Consider the following 19,278-nt stretch of genomic DNA (forward strand, 5'->3'; position numbering starts at 1 on the left):
TGGGCTGGTAAGCCGAACGGAAGACTTGGCGACTCAGGCGGCAAAACCAACCGCCTGAGCAATTGCAAACTAAAGATTTGCACCACGCATCATGCCCCGAGCGAGGCCTTGTAAAGTGCAATCTGCTTGTCGCGCCCGAGCTGATCCGTCAGCTTTTCCCACGCCGCAGCGATGGCGTCCGCTCCGGCCTGAGCGCTGGCCTGTCCGGCAAACACCTTGGCAAGCTCATCTTCCGCGATGCTGTAATATTGGAAGATACCGGGAATACGCGGCTCGATGGCAGCGTTGGGGTGATTGTAGGAGTTGGACTGCGAGGCGAGGTAGTTCGAGATGAACGCCTCGTCATAACCCGCCGTCACCCATTCCTTGATGTCGAACTGGCTCTTGCGATAGCACTGGAAGCCGGATGGATAGGCCGCCGTCCAAAGCGCGATGTCCTTGCCACCCAGATGGGCTGCCGCGCTCCAGGCCGCCTTTTTCTTTTTCTCATCGCTGTCGACCCGCGACATGACGTAAACGCCCCACCCGAGATAGGCCATGTTCGGGGCGTGGTTCGGACCGCTCGCCAACTTCTCCCATTTGCCGGTTTTCGAATTATAGACATCGTCAGAACCCGGCAGGATATCGAAACCAATGGTGTCGCCCACAACAGAACTATCGCTGGTGCGTGCGGCAGCACCGACATCACCCCACCACGAGACCATCGAGCCGGTTCCAGCAAGAAACTGCTGGAAGGCCGTGGTGCCGGGATCGGCATTTAGCTGGTCGCCCGCTTCAGATGGCAGAGCATCGATAACGTCCTGAATGGCACGAACCCAGGCAGGATTGTTGATGCGCGGTTTCATCGTGTCAGCGTCAAACAGCCAAGCCTTGTCATCCGGATGCTTGGCATATGCCGTCGCACGGCTGCTGAGGAAGTAGAAGCCGAAACCACCCCAGGCCTTTGGCGCATCGAGATAGCCAAGAGCATCACCGCCAGCGACGGTCTTGCCCTTGAGGAATTTGGTGACTTCCTGCACCTTCTGCCATGTTTTCGGCACGCCCCACTCGCCCTCGTGGCCCTCGTCCTTCCAGGCTTTGGCAAGATCAGCATCGGTGAAGTAATCGGTGCGATAATTGAAGTTGTGGCAGTCGCCATCGACAGACACGCGGTAGGTCTTGCCATCCCATGTGCCTACGGGCGCTTTCAGATAATCGACATAGTCGTCCATATCGATCTGGGCCTTGACCCAATCCGGCATCTCGGAGGCCAGCCCCTTGCCGCAAACATCACCCTCGAACGGCGCACCCATCTCGAGGATGTCGAAATCGACTGTGCCGGTGGCGATGGCCTGTTGCAGACGCGGATTATAATCCGCCTGCGCCAGATCGATCCAGGTAATCTTGGCACCTGTGTACTCTTCCCAAGGCTTCAGAAAGCCGCGAAACAGAACATTGTGAAGGTTCTGGTTGTTGAGGCCCATGAAGGAAAGCTCGACACCGGCAAATTCGCCCTGTTTGACGTTTTTCTTCGTCGCCTCCAGACACATTTCGCCGACCTTCTGCCAGTCAGCATCAGTTGGAGACCCCTTGCCGACGCCCGGCACCTGCAATATCTGACTGCGCAAGGATGCGTCCTGCGCATAAGCTGCTCCAAACGGACCCATCACACTGCTCGCAGCTGCCACGGCACCCAGGCTCGCACCGGTCTTCAAGATGGCACGGCGGCTCAGGCCGATAGCCATCATTCTCTCGAAATCACTGACTTTCATGCGGTTCTCCTCCCGTTGATTTGCTATCGTCGCTTTTCTCCTGACGGCGACGACCAGATTCACTCCAGCCTCAATCCGCTTTCCCCATCGAAAAGATGGACCAGCGCGACATTCGGCGTCATTGCAATCGTGCCGCCCGCGGGCTCTTCAACGCGCTCGCGAAACACGCCGATGATCTTCTGCTGACCAAGCTTGGCAAAGACTTGCGTTTCCGAGCCAGTCGATTCCACTACCGTCACCTGCGCGCTGACAGTTCCGCCAAGGGTGAAATGCTCTGGCCGGATACCATAAAAGGCAGGCCTTCCATCAGAGCCGGCAGGCGCGCTTGATAGGGGCAAGCGAATGCCATCATCCGTTTCGAAATAGGGTTCAGCGGCATTGCGAATATGGCCTTTGATGAGGTTCATGGATGGAGAACCGATGAAACCGGCAACGAAGGTATTTGCGGGCTTATCATAAAGCGTCAGCGGCGAACCGATCTGTTCCACGCGCCCGTCTCGCAGCACGACAATACGGTCGGCCATGGTCATGGCCTCCACTTGATCATGCGTCACATAGATCATGGTCGTTGCCAAACGTCGCTGCAATTCCTTGATTTCAGCCCGCATCTGCACGCGCAGCTTGGCATCGAGGTTGGATAATGGCTCATCGAAGAGAAAAACTTTGGGATCGCGAACAATCGCTCGCCCCATAGCCACACGCTGGCGCTGGCCACCGGAAAGCTGGCGGGGGTAACGGGCCAGATAAGGTGTAAGATCGAGTATCTCTGCCGCCGTACGGACGCGGGAATCGATACTCGCCTTGGCCTCTCCACGCATTTTTAGCGCGAAGCCCATGTTCTCCGCGACTGTCTTGTGCGGATAGAGCGCATAGCTCTGAAACACCATGGCAATATCGCGATCCTTCGGAGGCAGGTCGTTGACCACTTTTCCGTCGATCTGGATATCCCCAAAAGTGATCGGCTCAAGCCCAGCGACCATCCGCAGCAGGGTCGATTTTCCGCAGCCGGACGGCCCCACCAAAACGACAAATTCGCCGTCAGGTATTTCAACGGTAACGCCATGGATCACTGTCAGGCTTCCATAGGCTTTCCCGACATTGACGATGTTCATCGATGCCAATAGCTGTTCTCCTCCACCGGCGTCGCACTCCCCGCGACTCTGCGCCTCCCAGCCAATGGGCGAGTACAGCCTGTCAGCCGTACCTGCCATCGATATGCTATCCTTGGGAGGACACATCCGTCCCGTGAACTTCACACATATAAATATTTTTGTAAATTAGGCCGCCGTAAATTTTTCCGATTTTCATGGCTACGGCAAAAACTGACTTCAATAAGTCACCCTCTGGCGGAAGAGCGCGTTCTGTGGTTTGTTTCTGTACCGCTACTCGTATCACTTTGGTCACCGGCTAATTGCGGACATTACAAATATGTTGTATTTCGTGAAGAATAACTCTGCAGTTTCTGGGAGGAGAAAGCAGTGCTCAAAGGGATTGACCCTATAATTAACGCTGAGCTGATCCATGCCCTGATGCTCATGGGCCATGGCGATCAGTTGGTCTTATGCGACATCAACCATCCTGCACAAACCATCGCGCACCAAACGACGTATGGGCGTCTGATCGATGTTTCCGGCTGCGGCCTTGAGCATGCGGCGCAAGCCATCCTGAAGCTTTTCCCGCTCGACACATTCGTCGACTCTCCTGTGAAACGGATGCAGGTCGTTGGCGACCCAGACGGGCAAGTTCCAATTTTCGCGGTGATGCAGTCGGTTGTCGACAATGCGGAAGGGCGACCGGTGAGAATTGAAGCGCTGGAGCGTTTCGCTTTCTACGATGAAGCGAAAGCCTCATTCGCCATCGTGCGCACCTCTGATCCGGGTCCATATGGCTGCTTCATTTTCAGTAAGGGTGTCGTGTAATTTCTGGCAAGCGGGCAAAATCGATTGGGGAATTGATTTTGCTTTTCGTCGATCAACCAGCAAGGCTTTGGATCCGATTGCAACGAACACGGAATTCGGTCCCGCGCTAAAGATCATCTATCTCCCCCTTAATATTTTGGTGCACAACAAAAATCATATGCCCGGTAACAAATGTCGTCAGAGATGAACTCGAGCCCCGAATTGAGAACCGTACTTAACGCCTTGAAGGGGATCCGAGCCGTCGGGGGCAGATTAAGCATCTGTTCCGACGGAAATATTTGGACGCCAGCAATAAGGACTGTCCACCGCTGAAGATCGAAGGGCGAGAGCGGACGTCGCCATTCTTCGCGTCTTCACCTTTTTGCGCTGGGCTTTGTTTTTGGCAAATGGTCGACAACGACCGCCTCAAAGTGAGGAGATCAAGACAGCCAGCTCTTGATGTTGGCTCGTATAAAAGCATCTGCAGGTGTCGGCGCTTGTTGCGTCAGGGTCAACACCCCATCGGTAAGGCGGTCTTCGTGCCCCTCCTCGATCCACTTGTCCATAGAAGCAAGCAGTTCCGCATAGTCTCTATTCAAGCCACCAGCGCGATGTCGCTCGGCCAGTTGTTCAACGCTGAGCTTCACATATCGAATGGGGCGATCAAGAATACTACTGAGCTTGGACGCAGTTTCTGTGTAGGAGCGGGTTTCGGGGCCGGTTAGGGTAAAATCACGGCTCCAGGATTTATCTTCAAGCATGGCGCTAGCAGCCGCTCTGCAATGTCGTCTGCGTCAATGTAACCAACGCGGCCAATTGGAGGATGTGACGCAGCTTGGCACGAACATAAAAATAGGGCACCAAGCATGCGGTCGGCCTCGCCAACAAAGTGTCGGCACCTACCGGCATTTGTCCGGTAGCAAGGGGACAGGTAATGAAAGATTTGGATTCGATAGACCGTCAGATACTTACCATCTTGTCGAGAGAAGCCCGCATTGCGGTAAAGGCACTTGCAGGGCGTGTAGGACTGTCGCGTAGTGCCACCAGCGAGAGGATAAGCATCTAGAGAGGTCTGGCGTTATTCGCGGGTACAGGGCGGACATAGGCGAAGTTGACGCGAATGTCATACGAGCGGTTCTCTTATTAAAGCTGAAAAGGACACCTGCCTTAAAATTTCTAGATGCACTGGCTCGGTGCATCGAGGTGCGACGAGTATCTTCGGTCAGCGGCGACTTGGACATGATCGTCGAGATCGAAGCTAGCACCATCGACGGTATGAATCGTGTGCGCGATTTAATAGCGGTCGACGAATACGTCGATGATATCACTACCTACTTTGTTTTGAGACGGGACGTAGATCGCGACAAAAGGTCGGGCTTGATCAGAAGCGTGGACTGCGACTCACACCGATCAAGCGCGCAAGCCGATCGTTCTGTTTAACGTCGACGGGCACAAGGCACTCTGGAAGATCGAACTGACCGTTATGTTGCCTGAAGAATGTTAGCTAGGTCGAGCGACATAGGACCATCATAGGAGGGCGTAAACAAAAGCTGCTTTAGACACGATTGTCGCAGCTATTGCCCTGTCCAATGGCTGTATTGTCGTGACCGACAATGAGCGAGTTTTTCACGGGGTCGAAATTATCAATCCTCTCCGGCACACCGGAATATAAAACGACCAGCAGCTTTATGCTCTTGAACCGAATCGAACCACCGACCATCTTGTTGCCCCCGTCGACAAAAGATAAGCGAAATCGGACAAGTCGATCGTGCCGAGGAAAACTTGACGCATTGCTGGACGGTTTGCTGTTTAGCTAATTAACGCAAGCCTGCTCCAGGCCTGCCTCAATGAAAATAAAGCCGGTTTCTTGTCCGGCTTTATCTCAATTGAAAGACGCAAATTACATCTTTGGCAGAAGCACCTTATCGATGACGTGAATGACGCCGTTCGACTGCTTCACGTCGGCGATCGTGACATGCGCGACATTGCCGTTTTCATCGGTCAGCGTAATCTTGCCCATGCTTTCCTTGGCCTTCAAAACGCAGCCGCCGACGGTCTTGACATCATGCGTGCCCTTGTCGTCCTTGATCATCTTCTCGATCGCCGTTGACATGGTATTGGCTGCGACGACGTGGCAGGTCAGGACCTTGGTCAACTGTGCCTTGTTCTCAGGCTTCAGGAGTGTGTCGACGGTTCCCTTGGGAAGAGCTGCAAACGCTTCATTTGTCGGGGCGAACACGGTAAATGGCCCCTTCCCTTGCAGCGTCTCGACCAGGCCGGCTGCCTTGACGGCGGCGACAAGCGTCGTGTGGTCCTTCGAATTCATCGCGTTTTCCACGATGTTTTTGTCTTCGTACATCGCGGCGCCGCCGACCTTGGGATTGGCTGCGTATGCGCTGCCAGCAGCGATCGCGATTGCGGTGGCACAGGCTGCGAAACGGATTGCGAGCTTGAACATGGTGATTCCTCCTGGCCGATCACCCAGATGCAAGGCTGCATCTCCTAAGGGTCGGCTTCCCTCTTCCGGGACAAGGAGGTTACGGAAAGGCTTGAGAAGAAGTTTCAGGGCCGTCGAATTATTTTACACGATCATCTCTCTTGCTGTGGCCACCTCACCACGCGGCCAGCAAACAAAGGCAACCATATCAGGACGGGCTGGAGGGGTAAGCGCAAAAGGTGGTAGATCCACTCCCACACCGACGGGTCACTAGAAAGCGCATCGATGGCGTGTTTGATATTCGCCGGAAAAACGCAGACCGCATAAAGCGCCAGACCAATGCCTGCGGCCCGCTGAAGTCGTGCGGTTACGATCCCCAACGCACCAGCGATTTCGCAAAGCCCTGTCAGCAAAATCACCAAATGCGGCGACGGAACCCAATCCGGCGTGATTTTCAGAAATGGCTTCGGCCACAGAAGGTGCATCGTGCCGACGAAGCCATACAAGCAGGCGAGCCCTGTCGCGCATTTGCGCCGGCAAGCTTCCGTCCTCAGAGAAGCAGCCACGGAGTATCCCATCTCCCCTCCAAATAAGTGCCTTGGGCCATCGCGCAGCGCATCGCTCCGGAAAGCGAAAGCTTAGAGGCTTCTTGCCGTGCCGCTCGCCACGATCGCTCCGGTCGGCTTGCCTGTGGGCGAGCCGCCGAACGGTTCCAGCGATACTGCAAGCGTTGCGCCCCCACCCAGACGATCACGCAGGTCCGATGGAATGACCAGTTCTCCGCCGGTATCTGCCGGCAATATGCCTAGCGAGAAGGGATCTCCTTGCCCAGGAACAAGCCAGAGCTCCAGCGATTTCTCCTGCGGGCGCCCTGCGGCGACAGGTACGATGCGCATTCGCCCGCTTTCGGCATCGTAGGACGCCAGCATGTTGACGGAATTACTGGGTGCCGAGAGTTCCGCAACCAGCTTACCATCCCGAGAAGGTGGCGACGCGATACCCGATGCATAGATCAGGGCGGCAGCAGCGGCTATGGAGGTGCCGAGCGAAAGCCAACGCCAGAAAGCCATTGAATTCCAAAGGCTGGCGTTACTCGTCAGCGGTGCTGCGAAGAGGCGCTGTTCAAGCTGTTCCAGCACGGCGGCGCGAGGCGTTACTTCGTCGTAGTCCTGATTGAAGGACTCCATGTCGGCCTGCCAGCGCGCAACGATTTGCGAAAACGCCTCATCGCCGGCCATGCGGCGCTCGACCATCCTTCTTTCTTCGATGGACAGAACACCCAAGACATATTCGCCTGCCAGGATTTCGTCTTTTGAGTGCTCGCTTGAGCCAGGATCACGCGTCATCGCTGGATGCACTCCTTAAGCTTCAGGAGACTACGGCGCAGCCACGTGCGCACCGTATTCAGCGGGACCCGCAGATCGTCTGCAAGTTCGATATAGCTCAGGCCCTCGACATAGGCGCGACGAACTGCGTTGGCATGTGCCGGATCGAGCTCTGCCATGCATCTGTCGATCCTGCGGCCATCATCGACGATACCCATGCGCTGCTCTGGGTTCGGGGTTGTGTCATCGGCAAGATCATATGCTGCGTCGAGATCATCGGAAACAGGTTTGCGGGCGCGGATCGTATCGATCGCGTGGTTGCGCGCGATTGTCGCAAGCCATGCAAACGGACCGCTATGTCCAGTCGCGAAGGTTTTCGCGCGTTGCCAGATCTTGACGTATATTTCTTGCAGCGCCTCTTCAGCATCGCTGCGATTTTTGAGGATGCGCAAACATACGCCCATCAATTTTGGGCTAGTCGCCTTGTAAAGTGTAACAAAGGCGGCGCGGTCTCCCATCGCGACACGATTGATCAAAACTTCGATGTCGTTGCTTTGCATTGAAGAAAACCTTGCCACCCCAACCTTATAGCGGTTGGCTTCTGGAAAAAACAAGGAGCGACGGGCGGTAAACCCGACAAAGACGCTGCTTCTGTCAGTCCACGATCGACTATTGGCGCGAATATTGCTCATCGCGACGCATCCAAGGTTCTCAACTGGCGTCGGATGAGCCAGAGACGGGATCCTGCCGTAACTGTCGAGAGAAGAGTTCTCCCGATCAGCCCCCGCGCGTCAGCATCGTCGAAAGGCTCCTGAGTGTTGCGCGATCGATCAAATGGCAAGGAGCGAAAGCGGCTCTCCATGCTGCTTAACCGGAAGAAGCCGATCGCGACGACCACCATGAGCGTGGCAAGATGGTCAATGGGACAGGTCCTCATGTGGTCAACTCCGACATTGCCATGGCCTCCAGCCGATACTGCCCCATGCGATTCCGAAGCAGAGCAATCACGCGACAGTTCAGCAGCGCGTTTTCATCCTGAGCGCCTTGCGCGACCTTTCGCGCCCACGTTAAGGCCTTGCTTTCCGACCAGTTACGAACGCGGCGAACCATTAGTTTCAGCGACCGCTCGCCTTCCTCAATTTTCCCTTTGGTTTCTGTAAATTCTTCCACGGCCCGCACCGGACTCGCCGATAGACGGTCTTTCGCATGGCCGAAGCGAGGCGATATACGGCCGCTTATGGTCGGGTCAGGCGATCGCTTCTGCGCGCGCTTCGCCGACGGCGGCTCGGCGAGGACCAGTCCCGTGAGCCTTCATCGCTCTCCGGACGGCGAAGCTTGCCAAGCTTACGTGAATATCGAGCCAAGTGCTCCGCCCTTTTGGCATGTTTCGACCGCCGGCCTTTATCGCCCGACGGTCTCTGTCTACCTGAGGCGGTTTCCTCCGCTCACATCGGCGGAACGACACCATTCGTGCCGACAACCACACGACCGCTCGACATCGAACCGTCGTCTGCCTTTTCGGAGGATACGAAAACGGTTGCGCCAGGCTTGATGTCGGTTTCCACAGCATTGGCAAAAGTGACAACCGGCGTGCCATCCGGAATGGTGATCTTCTTTTCCTTCCCCTTGTAGCTCACGGTCACCGCATGACCGTCAACCGACTTTACGGCGTCGGCAACAGTCGCATTGGTCATCGAGCTGTTTGGCTTCAGGTCCCAGGCGTAGCTCCCCTCGCCTGTGCCTTTCATCGCTGCAGGAAAGATCAGCACTTCCAAAGCGCCATCGCCGCCGCTCGCCGTTGGCAGTGATGCGATACCGACGAAGTCACCTGGCTTGATATCGTCAACCGATGCCTTGGCGACGCCGGAGACCTTCCAGCCATCCTTCAGCATGATCTTTGCGCTGCTGCCTTCACGCGTTTTAACGGACAAGATGTTGCCCTGAAGGCTTTCGACGGTGCCACGGACACGAACCTGATCGGCGGCCTTGGCGCCTCCGCCGAGCGTCAACGCAACCAGCGCGCCGGCGAAAAGGGTAAAACCTGTTTTTGAGGTTGAGAACATTGTGCTTCCTTTGTGTTTCAAACCCTGTCTGCTGAACAACCGGCGGAGGCGGGCTGAAAAATCCGCTAGCTATGGAAATCTGGATTTCGACCTATATTCCGGCATACCACTCGTAGCCGCGATCCTCCCAGAAGCCGCCATTTCCGCCGTAGAGATTGGAGAAATCTGCGACGGCCTCGATGCGCATCAGATATTTCGCTTGCTTGTAACCAAGCTGCCGCTCGACCCTCAGCCGTAGCGGCGCGCCATGCGCGACTTCGAGATCTCTTCCGTTCATGGAATGGGCGAGAATGGTTTGAGGATGAAAAGCGTCAACAAGATCGATGCTCTCGTAAAACCAGCCGCTGCCATCCAGGGTCTTTTCGTATTCGTCGGCACAGTGAAAGACGATATAACGCGCTTCCGGCTTGAGGCCGACCTTGTCCAGAACGGCAGCGAGCGGCACACCTGTCCACTGACCGATCGCGCTCCAGCCTTCGACGCAGTCGTGGCGTGTGATCTGGCTGCGTGCCGGCATTGCCTTCAGGGTTGCAAGGGGGAATTTGGTTGGGCGCTCGACGAGGCCACCGACCTCCAACTGCCACTGCGAAAATTGCGTCGACAACAATTGCTGATATTGCGCGCCCTCGGGCATGCTTGTGCCGTTGGCGCGAAAACTTGGCGAGATGTCCGCGAGCGTATACTCGCGCGCCAGGGTGTTGTCGCCGATCAGCAAGCGCTGCGCACGCTTCGTCAGGCCCTCGGCGAGTTTCAGGGTTTTCTGGACCTTATCGTTTTGGACAAGCGCATCGCAGCCACTCAGACCGAGTGCGGATGCGGTAAGCGTTGATCCGATCAGGAAACGGCGACGGGTAATGAGGCGGCTCATGGCTTGAACTCCCCTTCCGGCTCTTCGATGATGACATAACGTCCGGTGATCATCGAGCGCATATTGTTCAATACGCCGGAGACCAGAACCATCACGATGTGAATGACGACAAAGGCGATCAGTGCGCTGGCTGTGATGAAATGCAGTGTCCGGGCCGACTGTCGACCGCCGAACAGATCCAGAAGCCAGGGCGCGAAGGCATTGAAGCCCGGTGACATTGTCAAACCAGTCGCAATCATCAAGGGAAGCAGAAAAAAGATGACCAGAAGATAGGTGAGCTTCTGCAGAGCATTGTAGTGACGCGCTTTTTCGCCCTTCGGAAAGCGCAAACGAGCATGATCAACCACCTCTTGGACGAGATGCGGTACCGCGAGTTCACCGCGCCTAGGCAAAAGGTCCCGATGGAAATGACGGGCAATGAAACCATAGGCAATATAAATCAGTCCGTTGATGACGAAGAGCCAGGCAAAGAAAAAGTGCCACCGCCGACCGGTGGCGAGATCCTGATAGCTCGGCAACGTCAGCCAGGCGGGAAAGCCGCGGGCCGTAAGCTCCCCATCGACATTGGACACGCCCAGGAAACCGGTCGTCTCAAAGGAGACGTCGCCGATGTGTGTCATGCCCTTGACCCGGTCGCCGTCCTGCACCGCGTCCATGGCAATGAAGGCCGGGTCGTCATCGGCGCCATATTGACCCCAATAGAGAGCCGGATGCGCGTTGAAGATTTGCAGTCCGCTAAACAGCAGCACAGTCATGAACAGAACGTTCAACCAGTGCGATAGGCGTACGGTCAGACTGTGTCGCCTGATGAGAATTCGTTTTCCAGTGACGGGTTGTGCGGTCGCATCCATAATTTCCCTCGAGCGCCAGCGTTATCGTCGATACGAAACCGCCCCCGCAAAAGTTGCGTTTCGAGGGGGCGGACAGGATCATTTCATCGCGTCGCATTTCTTCATCATGTTGGACTTTTTCATCGAGTCCTTTTCCATGCCGGCCTTGTGCATACAGTCTGTCTTGTTGCCGGCCATCTTCATGCTATCGGTCTTTATGGTGTCCTTCTTCATCGTATCCATCTTCATGGTATCGGTCTTTTTCATTGCGTCGGAGGACTGAGCCTCGGCGATGCCCGCCGCAAATGAAAGACCAAGAATGACGGCGCCGATGGCAACAGTGAAGGAACGAATAGTCATGATGCGTCTCCCGTTTGATGTGCTCGCCGCGTGGTTGCGCCGAAGGTTCACATCAGGCTCATTCGCGGAAGGCGGGAGTTGGTAACAGGCATCACGCGTTTGTGATCGCAAACTCGGTCTGGCTGAACTTTTCTCGATTTTACCATCGATGCTGTGTAACCGTTTCGCCGTAGGGCCGTATGAAGCTGGAAGACATGATGGCGATGAGCGAATTTGAGCTGAAGGCGTTGATGCTTCTGTCCCTTGACGGGGACGAGAATGCCTATCGCTGTCTGCTCGGTATTTTGCGGCATCTGCTGGAGAGCTATTTTAAACGACGGCTGACGTCGAGCGCGCAGGACACGGACGATCTGATCCAGGATACGCTTCTGGCGCTGCATCAGCGCCGGATCACCTACGATCGCGAGCGACCGTTCACGGCCTGGTTCTTTACCATCGCACGCCACAAGCTGGTCGATCACCACCGGCGACGAGGCGGGCGATCGGTTGTCAGCCTGGAACTGGTCGAGGGCGTCGCGGACGGCTATTCCGAAGACGCGATCCTCGCGAGCATGGATGTGGAGCGATTGCTCTCTGGCATTCCGGCGTGGCAAAGCGACTTGATCCGGCGCGTGAGGTTGGAGGGTCGTTCGGTCGCCGAGGCGGCAGTTGCCAGTGGCAAGACGGAAGCAATGGTCAAGGTCAGCGTTCATCGCGGCATCAAGGCGCTGGCTGCGAGATTGAGAGGCGAACGTGGCGAAAACGGATGATCTGATCGATAGCCTGGCAAGAGGGCTGCAGCCTATACGGTCGCATGCTCTTCTCCGCTTACTCTCCAAAGCGCTGCTGCCTGGCGTCTTGCTGTCTGGTGCATTTATCCTGCTCCTGCACGGTTTGCGTCCAGACATAATCTCGGCAATGTCTCTTCCCGCCTTCTGGGTGAAATCATTCTATCCGCTGGCGCTGGCGATCAATGGTATCTGCGCCGTGTTGATTGTCTCGCGCCCCGGTGGGCTGCCGAAATCGGCAGGCTTGGCCTCAATTGGCATCTATATGCTGCTAGCAATGCTGGGGCTCTGGCAGTTGCATGCATCGCCAGCTATGGACTATCCGAATTTGATTTTCGGCGTCTCCTACTGGTTCTGCCCACTGATCATTGTCGCGTCCGCCGCTCCCGTCTTCGCCGCCAATATCTGGTTCTTGCGACGTTGCGCACCGACGCGGTATCGACTCGCCGGATTTACCGCTGGCATGATGGCAGGGGCCGCAGGGGCGTGGACCTATTCCTGGGCATGTATCGAAAACGGCCTTCCATTCGTGGCGCTGTGGTACTCGCTCGGTATTGTTCTGTGCGGCCTGATCGGCATGGCGCTCGGCACGCGCCTCTTGCGCTGGTAGCGTGATCGTTTGGAGACGGCCGAGCTGGTTTTCGCCAAACTCGGACCGTCCGGAGCGTTCGGACCTCGGGCCTGGGTCGATTGAGCCATGTGATGAAGCTCTGCACTCGACGTCAACACGGAAAGACGGGAAGTCTACAAAGTGGATGTTGGACCGGGCCAATCGACCTGACGCGGTCTATGTCTTTACCCGTCCGGTAAGCGAGCATCGGGATCCCGCAACCACCATCGAATGACAGTGCCAGGTCTTGGCGGTCGACGCCGTTCACTGCAAAGCTTGCGGGCATTTGCTGAACACACCGAATGGTAATGATTGAGCGCAAAAGGCGAAACGTACGCGCTATCTTTGAAAAACGGTGACGGATTTTTTGGAAAACCAGTCAAAGGTCTAGTACAAAGCCTTTCTATAGCGCGCTGCGGGTTCCCCCGAAATCCACGGAGACTAGATCAACTTCCAACTCAGGGAGCGTGAACCTGTGTCTTCGACGTCAAATCCAGGTCGCATTAATTCAACACTTCGCAAGTTCCTCGACAACGAGGCCTCGGGTGGTCTTGTGCTTATGGCGGCCGCCCTTCTGGCGATCATTACGGCGAACTCGCCTCTAGCTGAAGACTACTTCTACACCCTGCACGTCTACATTGGACCTCTCAGCCTTCAGCGCTAATCAACGATGCTTTGATCGCGGTGTTTTTCCTGATAGTTGGGCTGGAGATAAACGCGAGATGCTGGATGGCCAACTCTCCACCTGGAGCCGCAGGGTTTTGCCGGGTGCGGTGCTGCGGGTGGTATGCTGTTCCCCGCACTCTTCTATGCTCTGCTGAACCGAGACAATCCCGCTGCATCGCAAGGATGGGCCATACCAACTGCAACCGACATCGCATTCGCGCTTGGCGTCCTCTCACTGTTCGGATCACGCGTTCCGATGTAGCTGAAGATCTTTCTGGCGGCGCTTGCCATCATTGATGACCTGGGAGCTGTCATCGTCATCGCCCTGTTCTACACGGCGGACCTAAACCTCGTTGCCCTCCTCATCGGAGCCATCCTCGTGTGGGGCAACCTCTTCATCTTCAACAAGATGAAGGTGAAGGTACTGTGGCCGTATCTGGTGCTCGGTGCTGTGCTCTGGGTGCTGGTCTTCGCGTCCGGCGTTCACGCAACACTGGCTGGCGTGATGCTGGCGCTGACGATCCCGCTCAAGTTGACGCCCGGCGCACCGGAAGCAACGAAGGATGAGTCTCCGCTTCATCGCCTAGAGCATGCGCTGCACAAGCCTGTTGCATTCATCATTGTGCCGATCTTCAGCTTCGCCAACGCAGGCGTTTCGCTTTCTGACTTAAGCCTTTCGGTCTTCAGCGAACCGTTGACAATGGGCGTTGCAGGCGGCCTCGTCATCGGCAAGCTGGTCGGCGTATTTGGCGTCGTCACATTGCTGGTCAAGCTCGGATGGGCTCAACTTCCAGCACAGGCAAGCTGGAGCCAAGTGACCGGTACAGCACTTCTGTGCGGTATTGGCTTCACAATGTCGCTGTTCATCGGTTTGCTGGCCTTCAGTGATCCTGCAGTTCAAGATCGCGTCAAGATCGGCATACTCATGGGCTCGCTGGTATCAGGCGTTGCAGGGTCTGTCATCTTGACCGTATCGAGCAGACGTAAAACACACAAAACCCGGAATGATCAAGTTACGGCGTAACCACCCTGCGTCGCCACCGTGCCAAACGCGATGTTTGAAAGGGTGGCGACGACTGCTATTGGCAACAACGCTGCCGTAGCCACCACCTTGAAGGGATATGAACCGGCGACACGTCGATTACTGCCGACCTCGCAGGGGCGATCAAGGCCCCTACGGTCCTAGCCTCAGATGCTCCAAGGGTTCCCAAGGACTACCCCTATTCCGTGGAAATCCTGAATATTCCGCGTCACCACCGCAAGCCCGTGGACAAGCGCCGTGGCGGCAATGATAGCATCAGCTTCATTACGGCGATATGGTACATGCAAATGGGCGCAACGAGTAGCAACCGCATCATCAATTACAATTGTGCGCTCAGCAAACTCCGGGCGAACCCAGCCATCCATCCATGCGCGTAAACGAGAGCCCTGCGCAATGTCGCGGCTGCATGCTAAGTATCCCGCGCTCAAGCTCCAGAATTGTTATCGCAGAAATGTACAAATCCCGGGCATCGTGCGCACCTATCCAAGCCGTTACATTCGGATCGGCTTTACCGTCGCCGACCTTTCGAAGTTCGAAGATAACGTTTGTATCGAGTAAATATCTCAAGACAGATCAACTTAGCGGGCTGCTATAATCGATCGAGGAGGATCGAAATCGACGGCCGACAAACCCGGCATTGACAGCGCATCAAGAAGATTACGACCTTTTCCAGTCAGACGCTCAAACTCACTGTATGTCATCAAGACGTGCGATGGCCTGCCCCGATCAGTTATAACGACAGGTCCAGCCTCAGCAGCCTTCTTTGCTCTGCCAACATCGTGGTTCAATTCTCGGCTGGTCAAACTGAAGGTACCCATATGAAGCTCCATGTAGAAACGTACCTACATATACGAGGTTTCTCTCCTCAATAAGGAACGCCCTCGTGGGAAATTGGGTTCTTGGTCAGGTTTTTGCTCTTGAGTGGGGTCGAACTAGGGACCCCGCGGCAGTTCTTGTGAGCGATTAGTCTAGAATGTATTGCGCTAGCAATACTCTAGCCACCAACGCGCGATCAGAAAAACTTTCGGAAGAGTTCATCGTAGCGACGCGCGCGAAAGAGGTCCGCGAAGAGACCGAACCCTAAGCTACTTTGCCACAACCGTCCCGCATAAATTTAAGCAATGTTTATTTGCGTAGATTCTTTGATCACCCAGCTTGCGGGGGCCTTATCTTCGTGCTTGTATAGACAACCAAGGGGCATCGGGATCAGGGGCTAAGTCCGATTGTCGACAAGAGGGAACGCGCCTATGATAACATTCGATCATGTCAGCAAGCACTATCGAGGCCCGACGACGGCTGTCGACAATCTGTCGCTGACTGCCCCCACTGGCAAGCTCACCATCTTCGTCGGGCCCTCGGGCTGCGGCAAGACGACGTCGCTTCGCATGGTCAACCGGCTGATTGCGCCCTCTTCGGGCAGAATTCTTCTCGACGGCGAACCGACGGACGCCATGGATGTGGCGCTGCTGCGCCGCAAGATCGGTTACGTCATTCAAAATGCCGGCCTCTTTCCCCACCGCACCGTCGTGCAGAACATTGCAACGACCGCGCGGCTGAACGGAACGCCCAAGGAGCAGGCGCTTCTGACTGCCCATGATCTTCTGGAGCGCGTCGGCCTCTCTTCCGCTTTCGCCAATCGCTATCCCTGGCAGCTTTCCGGCGGCCAGCAGCAGCGCGTCGGCGTTGCGCGTGCACTCGCGTCAGATCCGAAATTCATGCTGATGGACGAGCCTTTCAGCGCCGTCGATCCGGTGGTCCGTGGTCAATTGCAGGATGAGTTCCTCCGCCTCCAGCGTGAAATCGGCAAGACCATCATTATGGTTACGCATGATATCGACGAGGCTCTGAAGCTTGGCGATCAGGTCGCGGTTCTGCGCACTGGCGGAACGCTGGCGCAGATCGCCACTCCACAGGAATTGCTGGCACGACCCGCAGACGAATTCGTCGCCGATTTCATCGGGCGCGACAGGGGGTACCGCATCCTGGGTTTTGCCGACTTCAACGATGATGGCGTGCAACTTGGCCGGGAACCGACAGGCACACTCGGCGCGACGCCGGAATCCCTTCGCCAGATTGCGACCGACAGATGGGTGCTCGTCGCCGACGCCGAGAACCGCCCGTTGGGTTGGGCCGATGTGGAAAGCATCAAGGCTCCTTTGAGAGAGGGCGATCTCAATCTCAGCGGCACGCTTGCGGTAGAGGGCAGCAGTCTGCGCATCGTTCTTGACGCCGCCCTCAGTTCACCCTCAGGCCGAGGCGTGATCGTCGGTCCGTCAGGCACATTGGCAGGCACCGTCACATTGTCTCATGTTGTCACCGCGATCGAGGCGGCACGCACCGGTCGCGCGAGGGCGCAAGCATGAGGTTCGATTGGCTGTACCGCGAGTCCGGCCGTATCGCCGAACTCTTCCTCTGGCACCTCTGGCTTTCTGTCATCCCCGTCGTCATTGGTCTCCTCCTCGCGCTGCCGCTTGGCTGGCTTGCGCACCGGGCCGGCTTCTTCCGCTCCACGATGCTTGGTGCGGCTGGTTTGCTCTACACGATCCCGTCACTTGCCCTCTTCGTTCTGCTACCGCTCGCTCTCGGCACGCGCATTCTCGATCCGCTCAACGTGGTTGTCGCGCTGACGATCTATGCGCTGGCGCTTCTTATCCGCACTGTCACCGATGGCCTCGATTCCGTACAGCCCGATGTCATTCAGGCTGCAAATGCCATGGGTTATCGCACCTTGCCGCGCCTTCTCTTCGTTGAGCTTCCGCTCGCCGTGCCGGTGATTGCCGCGGGCCTGCGCGTCGCGGTGGTATCCAATGTCAGTATCGTTTCCGTCGCAGCACTCGTCGGCACGCCGCAGCTCGGTCTTCTGTTTACACAAGGGCTTCAACTGCGCTTCCTGACGCCGATCATCGCCGGTATCGTTCTGTGCGTGCTGTTGGCAGCTCTGCTCGACGGGATTGTGCTCTTTGCCACGAAACGCCTGACACCATGGCAGCCCGGAGGTGCAGAACGATGATCGCGTGGTTTTCCGATACGGCCCACTGGACAGGCACCGATGGCGTCTTCGCGCTCGTCATCCAGCACCTGATCTATAGCGGCGTTGCCCTCTTCTTCTCCTGCCTGATCGGCCTGCCGATCGGTCTTTATGTCGGCCACACCGGCCGCGGCGTGGTTGTCATCGCCGGCCTTGCCAACGCACTGCGTGCACTGCCGAGCCTGGGTTTGATCGTGTTGCTCGTCATTCTTTTCGGTCCGGTCTTTGCCTCCGACATGGCGTTCATCGTGCCAAGTATCATCGTTCTCGTGCTGCTGGCCGTGCCACCCATCATGAGCGCGACCTATGCCGGCGTTGCGGCGGTGGATCCGGCAGCGGTGGATGCGGCGCGCGGCATGGGCAAGCGCCCTCTCGATATTCTCTTCGATGTCGAACTTCCTTGCGCCCTGCCGCTGATCTTCTCTGGACTTCGGAGCGCGGCATTGCAGATCATCTCGACGGCAACCATTGCGGCTTACGTATCGCTTGGCGGTCTAGGGCGCCTCATCATCGATGGCCGTGCGCAGAACGACTACTACCAGATGGCGGCCGGTGCGGTTCTCGTCGGTGCGCTCGCCCTTATGGTCGATCTGGTGATCGGCATCATATCGAGGCTCACGGTCTCACCAGGACTAACCCGCCGGGCATAGGGCGGGCATCAACCAAAACTGCATTTTCATTCTGAAGACGTTGACACAAAAGGAGCAACTTGCATGGCATTCAATATCTTAAAAGCCGCCGGCGCATTTGCGCTGATTGCGCTTTCCGCCACCACGACGCTTGCCCAGACCGATCCTCTCGGGAATGCTCCGGCTCAGCGTTCGGACACGTCCACCATCATCGTCGGTTCGGCCGACTTCCCTGAAAGCCAGCTTCTGGCCACCATCTATGCCAAGGCTCTGGCTGCCAAGGGCATCAAGACGGAAACCAAGCTCAGCATCGGCAGCCGCGAAGTCTATATGCCGGCACTTCTCGACGGCTCCATCGATCTCCTGCCGGAATATGCCGGCGCGACCTTGAGCTATCTCGACAAGAACGCCACCGCCCATTCGCCGGCGGACGTCGCTGCAGCACTGACAAAGGCGCTGCCAGAGGGTGTCGTCATGCTGACGCCATCCGCGGCTCAGGATTCCGATGGTGTGGCAGTCACCCGTGCCACTGCCGAGAAATACAAGCTGAAGACCATTGCTGATCTCAAGCCCGTGGCGTCCGAACTGGTGCTTGGTGGCCCGCCGGAGTGGAAGACCCGCAAAGAAGGTATCATTGGTCTGAAGGAACTCTATGGTCTTGAATTCAAATCATTCAAGTCTCTCGATGTCGGTGGTCCTTTGACGCTGTCGGCACTCCTGAACAATCAGGTTCAGGCAGCGAACCTGTTCTCGACGGACCCGGCGATTGCTGCAAACGATCTGATCATTCTCGAAGACGTCAAGAACCTGTTCCCCGCGCAGAACATCGTGCCGGTCGTGGCCAAGGCCAAGGTTAACGACACGGTCACCAAGACGCTGGATGCGGTTTCGGCCGCTCTGACGACCAAAGATCTGATTGTCATGAACGGTCGCCTTGCCAACCATGACAGCTTCGACGTGGTTGCCGACGAGTGGCTGACGACGCAAAAGTTGAACTGACGGAT

The 19,278-nt window shown here is 56.6% G+C and carries 20 protein-coding genes and 4 pseudogenes; 10 read left to right on the forward strand and 14 right to left on the reverse strand.

The annotated features are described in order from the left end of the window. Nucleotides 1–89 precede the first annotated feature (89 nt). Together ACQZ5M_RS14370 and ACQZ5M_RS14375 are read right to left on the reverse strand one after the other, a co-directional pair. A complete protein-coding gene (locus ACQZ5M_RS14370; RefSeq protein WP_449080090.1) occupies nt 90–1,751 on the reverse strand; it encodes an ABC transporter substrate-binding protein in 1,662 nt (553 codons plus the stop codon). 59 nt (nt 1,752–1,810) lie between these two features. Next, nucleotides 1,811–2,872, reverse strand: a complete 1,062-nt coding sequence (locus ACQZ5M_RS14375) for an ABC transporter ATP-binding protein (RefSeq protein WP_449080147.1) — start codon at nt 2,870–2,872, stop codon at nt 1,811–1,813. Nucleotides 2,873–3,229: 357 nt separating this feature from the next. On the opposite strand from ACQZ5M_RS14375, the gene ACQZ5M_RS14380 reads away from it, so the two are divergent. Further along, nucleotides 3,230–3,670, forward strand: coding sequence for an RbsD/FucU family protein (locus tag ACQZ5M_RS14380; RefSeq protein ID WP_296083696.1), 441 nt, complete (start codon nt 3,230–3,232; stop codon nt 3,668–3,670). Between the two features lie 419 nt (nt 3,671–4,089). On the opposite strand, the gene ACQZ5M_RS14385 is transcribed toward ACQZ5M_RS14380, so the two are convergent. Continuing rightward, nucleotides 4,090–4,410, reverse strand: a complete 321-nt coding sequence (locus ACQZ5M_RS14385) for a hypothetical protein (protein WP_449080091.1) — start codon at nt 4,408–4,410, stop codon at nt 4,090–4,092. A gap of 173 nt (nt 4,411–4,583) precedes the next feature. Between ACQZ5M_RS14385 and ACQZ5M_RS14390 the strand changes: the two are divergent. Both ACQZ5M_RS14390 and ACQZ5M_RS14395 read left to right on the forward strand, forming a co-directional pair. Next, nucleotides 4,584–5,014, forward strand: a pseudogene (locus ACQZ5M_RS14390) (Lrp/AsnC family transcriptional regulator); the annotation flags it as partial. A 181-nt stretch (nt 5,015–5,195) separates the two neighbouring features. Further along, a pseudogene (locus ACQZ5M_RS14395) lies at nt 5,196–5,321 on the forward strand (VapC toxin family PIN domain ribonuclease); the annotation flags it as partial. 228 nt (nt 5,322–5,549) lie between these two features. On the opposite strand, the gene ACQZ5M_RS14400 reads toward ACQZ5M_RS14395, so the two are convergent. The 9 genes from ACQZ5M_RS14400 to ACQZ5M_RS14440 form a co-directional block, all read right to left on the reverse strand. Beyond that, nucleotides 5,550–6,107 (reverse strand): fasciclin domain-containing protein, encoded by a 558-nt coding sequence (locus ACQZ5M_RS14400; protein ID WP_449080092.1) that lies wholly within the window; start codon nt 6,105–6,107, stop codon nt 5,550–5,552. 131 nt (nt 6,108–6,238) lie between these two features. After that, nucleotides 6,239–6,592 carry a DoxX family protein gene (locus ACQZ5M_RS14405; RefSeq protein WP_449080093.1) on the reverse strand — a complete coding sequence of 118 codons (354 nt, stop codon included), beginning with the start codon at nt 6,590–6,592 and terminating at the stop codon, nt 6,239–6,241. A gap of 132 nt (nt 6,593–6,724) precedes the next feature. Beyond that, a complete protein-coding gene (locus tag ACQZ5M_RS14410; protein WP_449080094.1) occupies nt 6,725–7,432 on the reverse strand; it encodes an anti-sigma factor in 708 nt (235 codons plus the stop codon). Beyond that, nucleotides 7,429–7,971 carry a sigma-70 family RNA polymerase sigma factor gene (locus ACQZ5M_RS14415; RefSeq protein WP_296099929.1) on the reverse strand — a complete coding sequence of 181 codons (543 nt, stop codon included), beginning with the start codon at nt 7,969–7,971 and terminating at the stop codon, nt 7,429–7,431. Before ACQZ5M_RS14415 ends, ACQZ5M_RS14410 begins: the two co-directional genes overlap by 4 nt. A gap of 373 nt (nt 7,972–8,344) precedes the next feature. After that, the gene (locus tag ACQZ5M_RS14420; protein WP_449080095.1) at nt 8,345–8,590 is read right to left on the reverse strand and encodes a hypothetical protein; all 246 of its coding nucleotides are present in this window, start codon (nt 8,588–8,590) and stop codon (nt 8,345–8,347) included. Between the two features lie 266 nt (nt 8,591–8,856). Beyond that, the gene (locus ACQZ5M_RS14425) at nt 8,857–9,474 is read right to left on the reverse strand and encodes a hypothetical protein (protein WP_449080096.1); all 618 of its coding nucleotides are present in this window, start codon (nt 9,472–9,474) and stop codon (nt 8,857–8,859) included. Nucleotides 9,475–9,565: 91 nt separating this feature from the next. After that, a complete protein-coding gene (locus ACQZ5M_RS14430) occupies nt 9,566–10,342 on the reverse strand; it encodes a molybdopterin-binding protein (protein WP_449080097.1) in 777 nt (258 codons plus the stop codon). Next, nucleotides 10,339–11,193 (reverse strand): cytochrome b/b6 domain-containing protein, encoded by an 855-nt coding sequence (locus tag ACQZ5M_RS14435; protein WP_296099931.1) that lies wholly within the window; start codon nt 11,191–11,193, stop codon nt 10,339–10,341. The genes ACQZ5M_RS14430 and ACQZ5M_RS14435 overlap by 4 nt, the downstream gene beginning before the upstream one ends. 78 nt (nt 11,194–11,271) lie before the next feature. Then, nucleotides 11,272–11,532 carry a pentapeptide MXKDX repeat protein gene (locus ACQZ5M_RS14440; protein WP_449080098.1) on the reverse strand — a complete coding sequence of 87 codons (261 nt, stop codon included), beginning with the start codon at nt 11,530–11,532 and terminating at the stop codon, nt 11,272–11,274. Nucleotides 11,533–11,726: 194 nt separating this feature from the next. On the opposite strand from ACQZ5M_RS14440, the gene ACQZ5M_RS14445 reads away from it, so the two are divergent. From ACQZ5M_RS14445 to nhaA, 3 genes and pseudogenes are all read left to right on the forward strand, one after another. Continuing rightward, nucleotides 11,727–12,281 carry a sigma-70 family RNA polymerase sigma factor gene (locus ACQZ5M_RS14445; protein WP_449080148.1) on the forward strand — a complete coding sequence of 185 codons (555 nt, stop codon included), beginning with the start codon at nt 11,727–11,729 and terminating at the stop codon, nt 12,279–12,281. Then, nucleotides 12,265–12,909 carry a DUF1109 domain-containing protein gene (locus tag ACQZ5M_RS14450; RefSeq protein WP_296083678.1) on the forward strand — a complete coding sequence of 215 codons (645 nt, stop codon included), beginning with the start codon at nt 12,265–12,267 and terminating at the stop codon, nt 12,907–12,909. Before ACQZ5M_RS14445 ends, ACQZ5M_RS14450 begins: the two co-directional genes overlap by 17 nt. A gap of 475 nt (nt 12,910–13,384) precedes the next feature. Then, nucleotides 13,385–14,599: pseudogene (gene nhaA, locus ACQZ5M_RS14455) on the forward strand (Na+/H+ antiporter NhaA). 164 nt (nt 14,600–14,763) lie between these two features. Here nhaA and ACQZ5M_RS14460 read toward each other — a convergent pair. Both ACQZ5M_RS14460 and ACQZ5M_RS14465 read right to left on the reverse strand, forming a co-directional pair. Further along, a pseudogene (locus ACQZ5M_RS14460) lies at nt 14,764–15,184 on the reverse strand (PIN domain-containing protein). An 11-nt stretch (nt 15,185–15,195) separates the two neighbouring features. After that, entirely contained in the window at nt 15,196–15,435 is a 240-nt protein-coding gene (locus tag ACQZ5M_RS14465; protein WP_449080099.1) for a type II toxin-antitoxin system Phd/YefM family antitoxin, read from the reverse strand. Between the two features lie 429 nt (nt 15,436–15,864). Here ACQZ5M_RS14465 and ACQZ5M_RS14470 point away from each other — a divergent pair, with 429 nt between their 5' ends. The 4 genes from ACQZ5M_RS14470 (at nt 15,865) to ACQZ5M_RS14485 (ending at nt 19,273) form a co-directional block, all read left to right on the forward strand. Further along, complete coding sequence (locus tag ACQZ5M_RS14470) at nt 15,865–16,980, forward strand: ABC transporter ATP-binding protein (RefSeq protein ID WP_449080100.1); 1,116 nt, start codon at nt 15,865–15,867, stop codon at nt 16,978–16,980. Next, nucleotides 16,977–17,627: an ABC transporter permease gene (locus ACQZ5M_RS14475; protein ID WP_062445271.1), complete on the forward strand. Its 651-nt coding sequence runs from the start codon at nt 16,977–16,979 to the stop codon at nt 17,625–17,627. The genes ACQZ5M_RS14470 and ACQZ5M_RS14475 overlap by 4 nt, the downstream gene beginning before the upstream one ends. After that, a complete protein-coding gene (locus ACQZ5M_RS14480) occupies nt 17,624–18,295 on the forward strand; it encodes an ABC transporter permease (protein WP_449080101.1) in 672 nt (223 codons plus the stop codon). The genes ACQZ5M_RS14475 and ACQZ5M_RS14480 overlap by 4 nt, the downstream gene beginning before the upstream one ends. Before the next feature lie 63 nt (nt 18,296–18,358). Further along, nucleotides 18,359–19,273, forward strand: a complete 915-nt coding sequence (locus ACQZ5M_RS14485; RefSeq protein WP_449080102.1) for an ABC transporter substrate-binding protein — start codon at nt 18,359–18,361, stop codon at nt 19,271–19,273. The last annotated feature ends 5 nt before the right edge of the window (nt 19,274–19,278 follow it).

This window comes from Rhizobium sp. 22-785-1, from assembly GCF_053521965.1.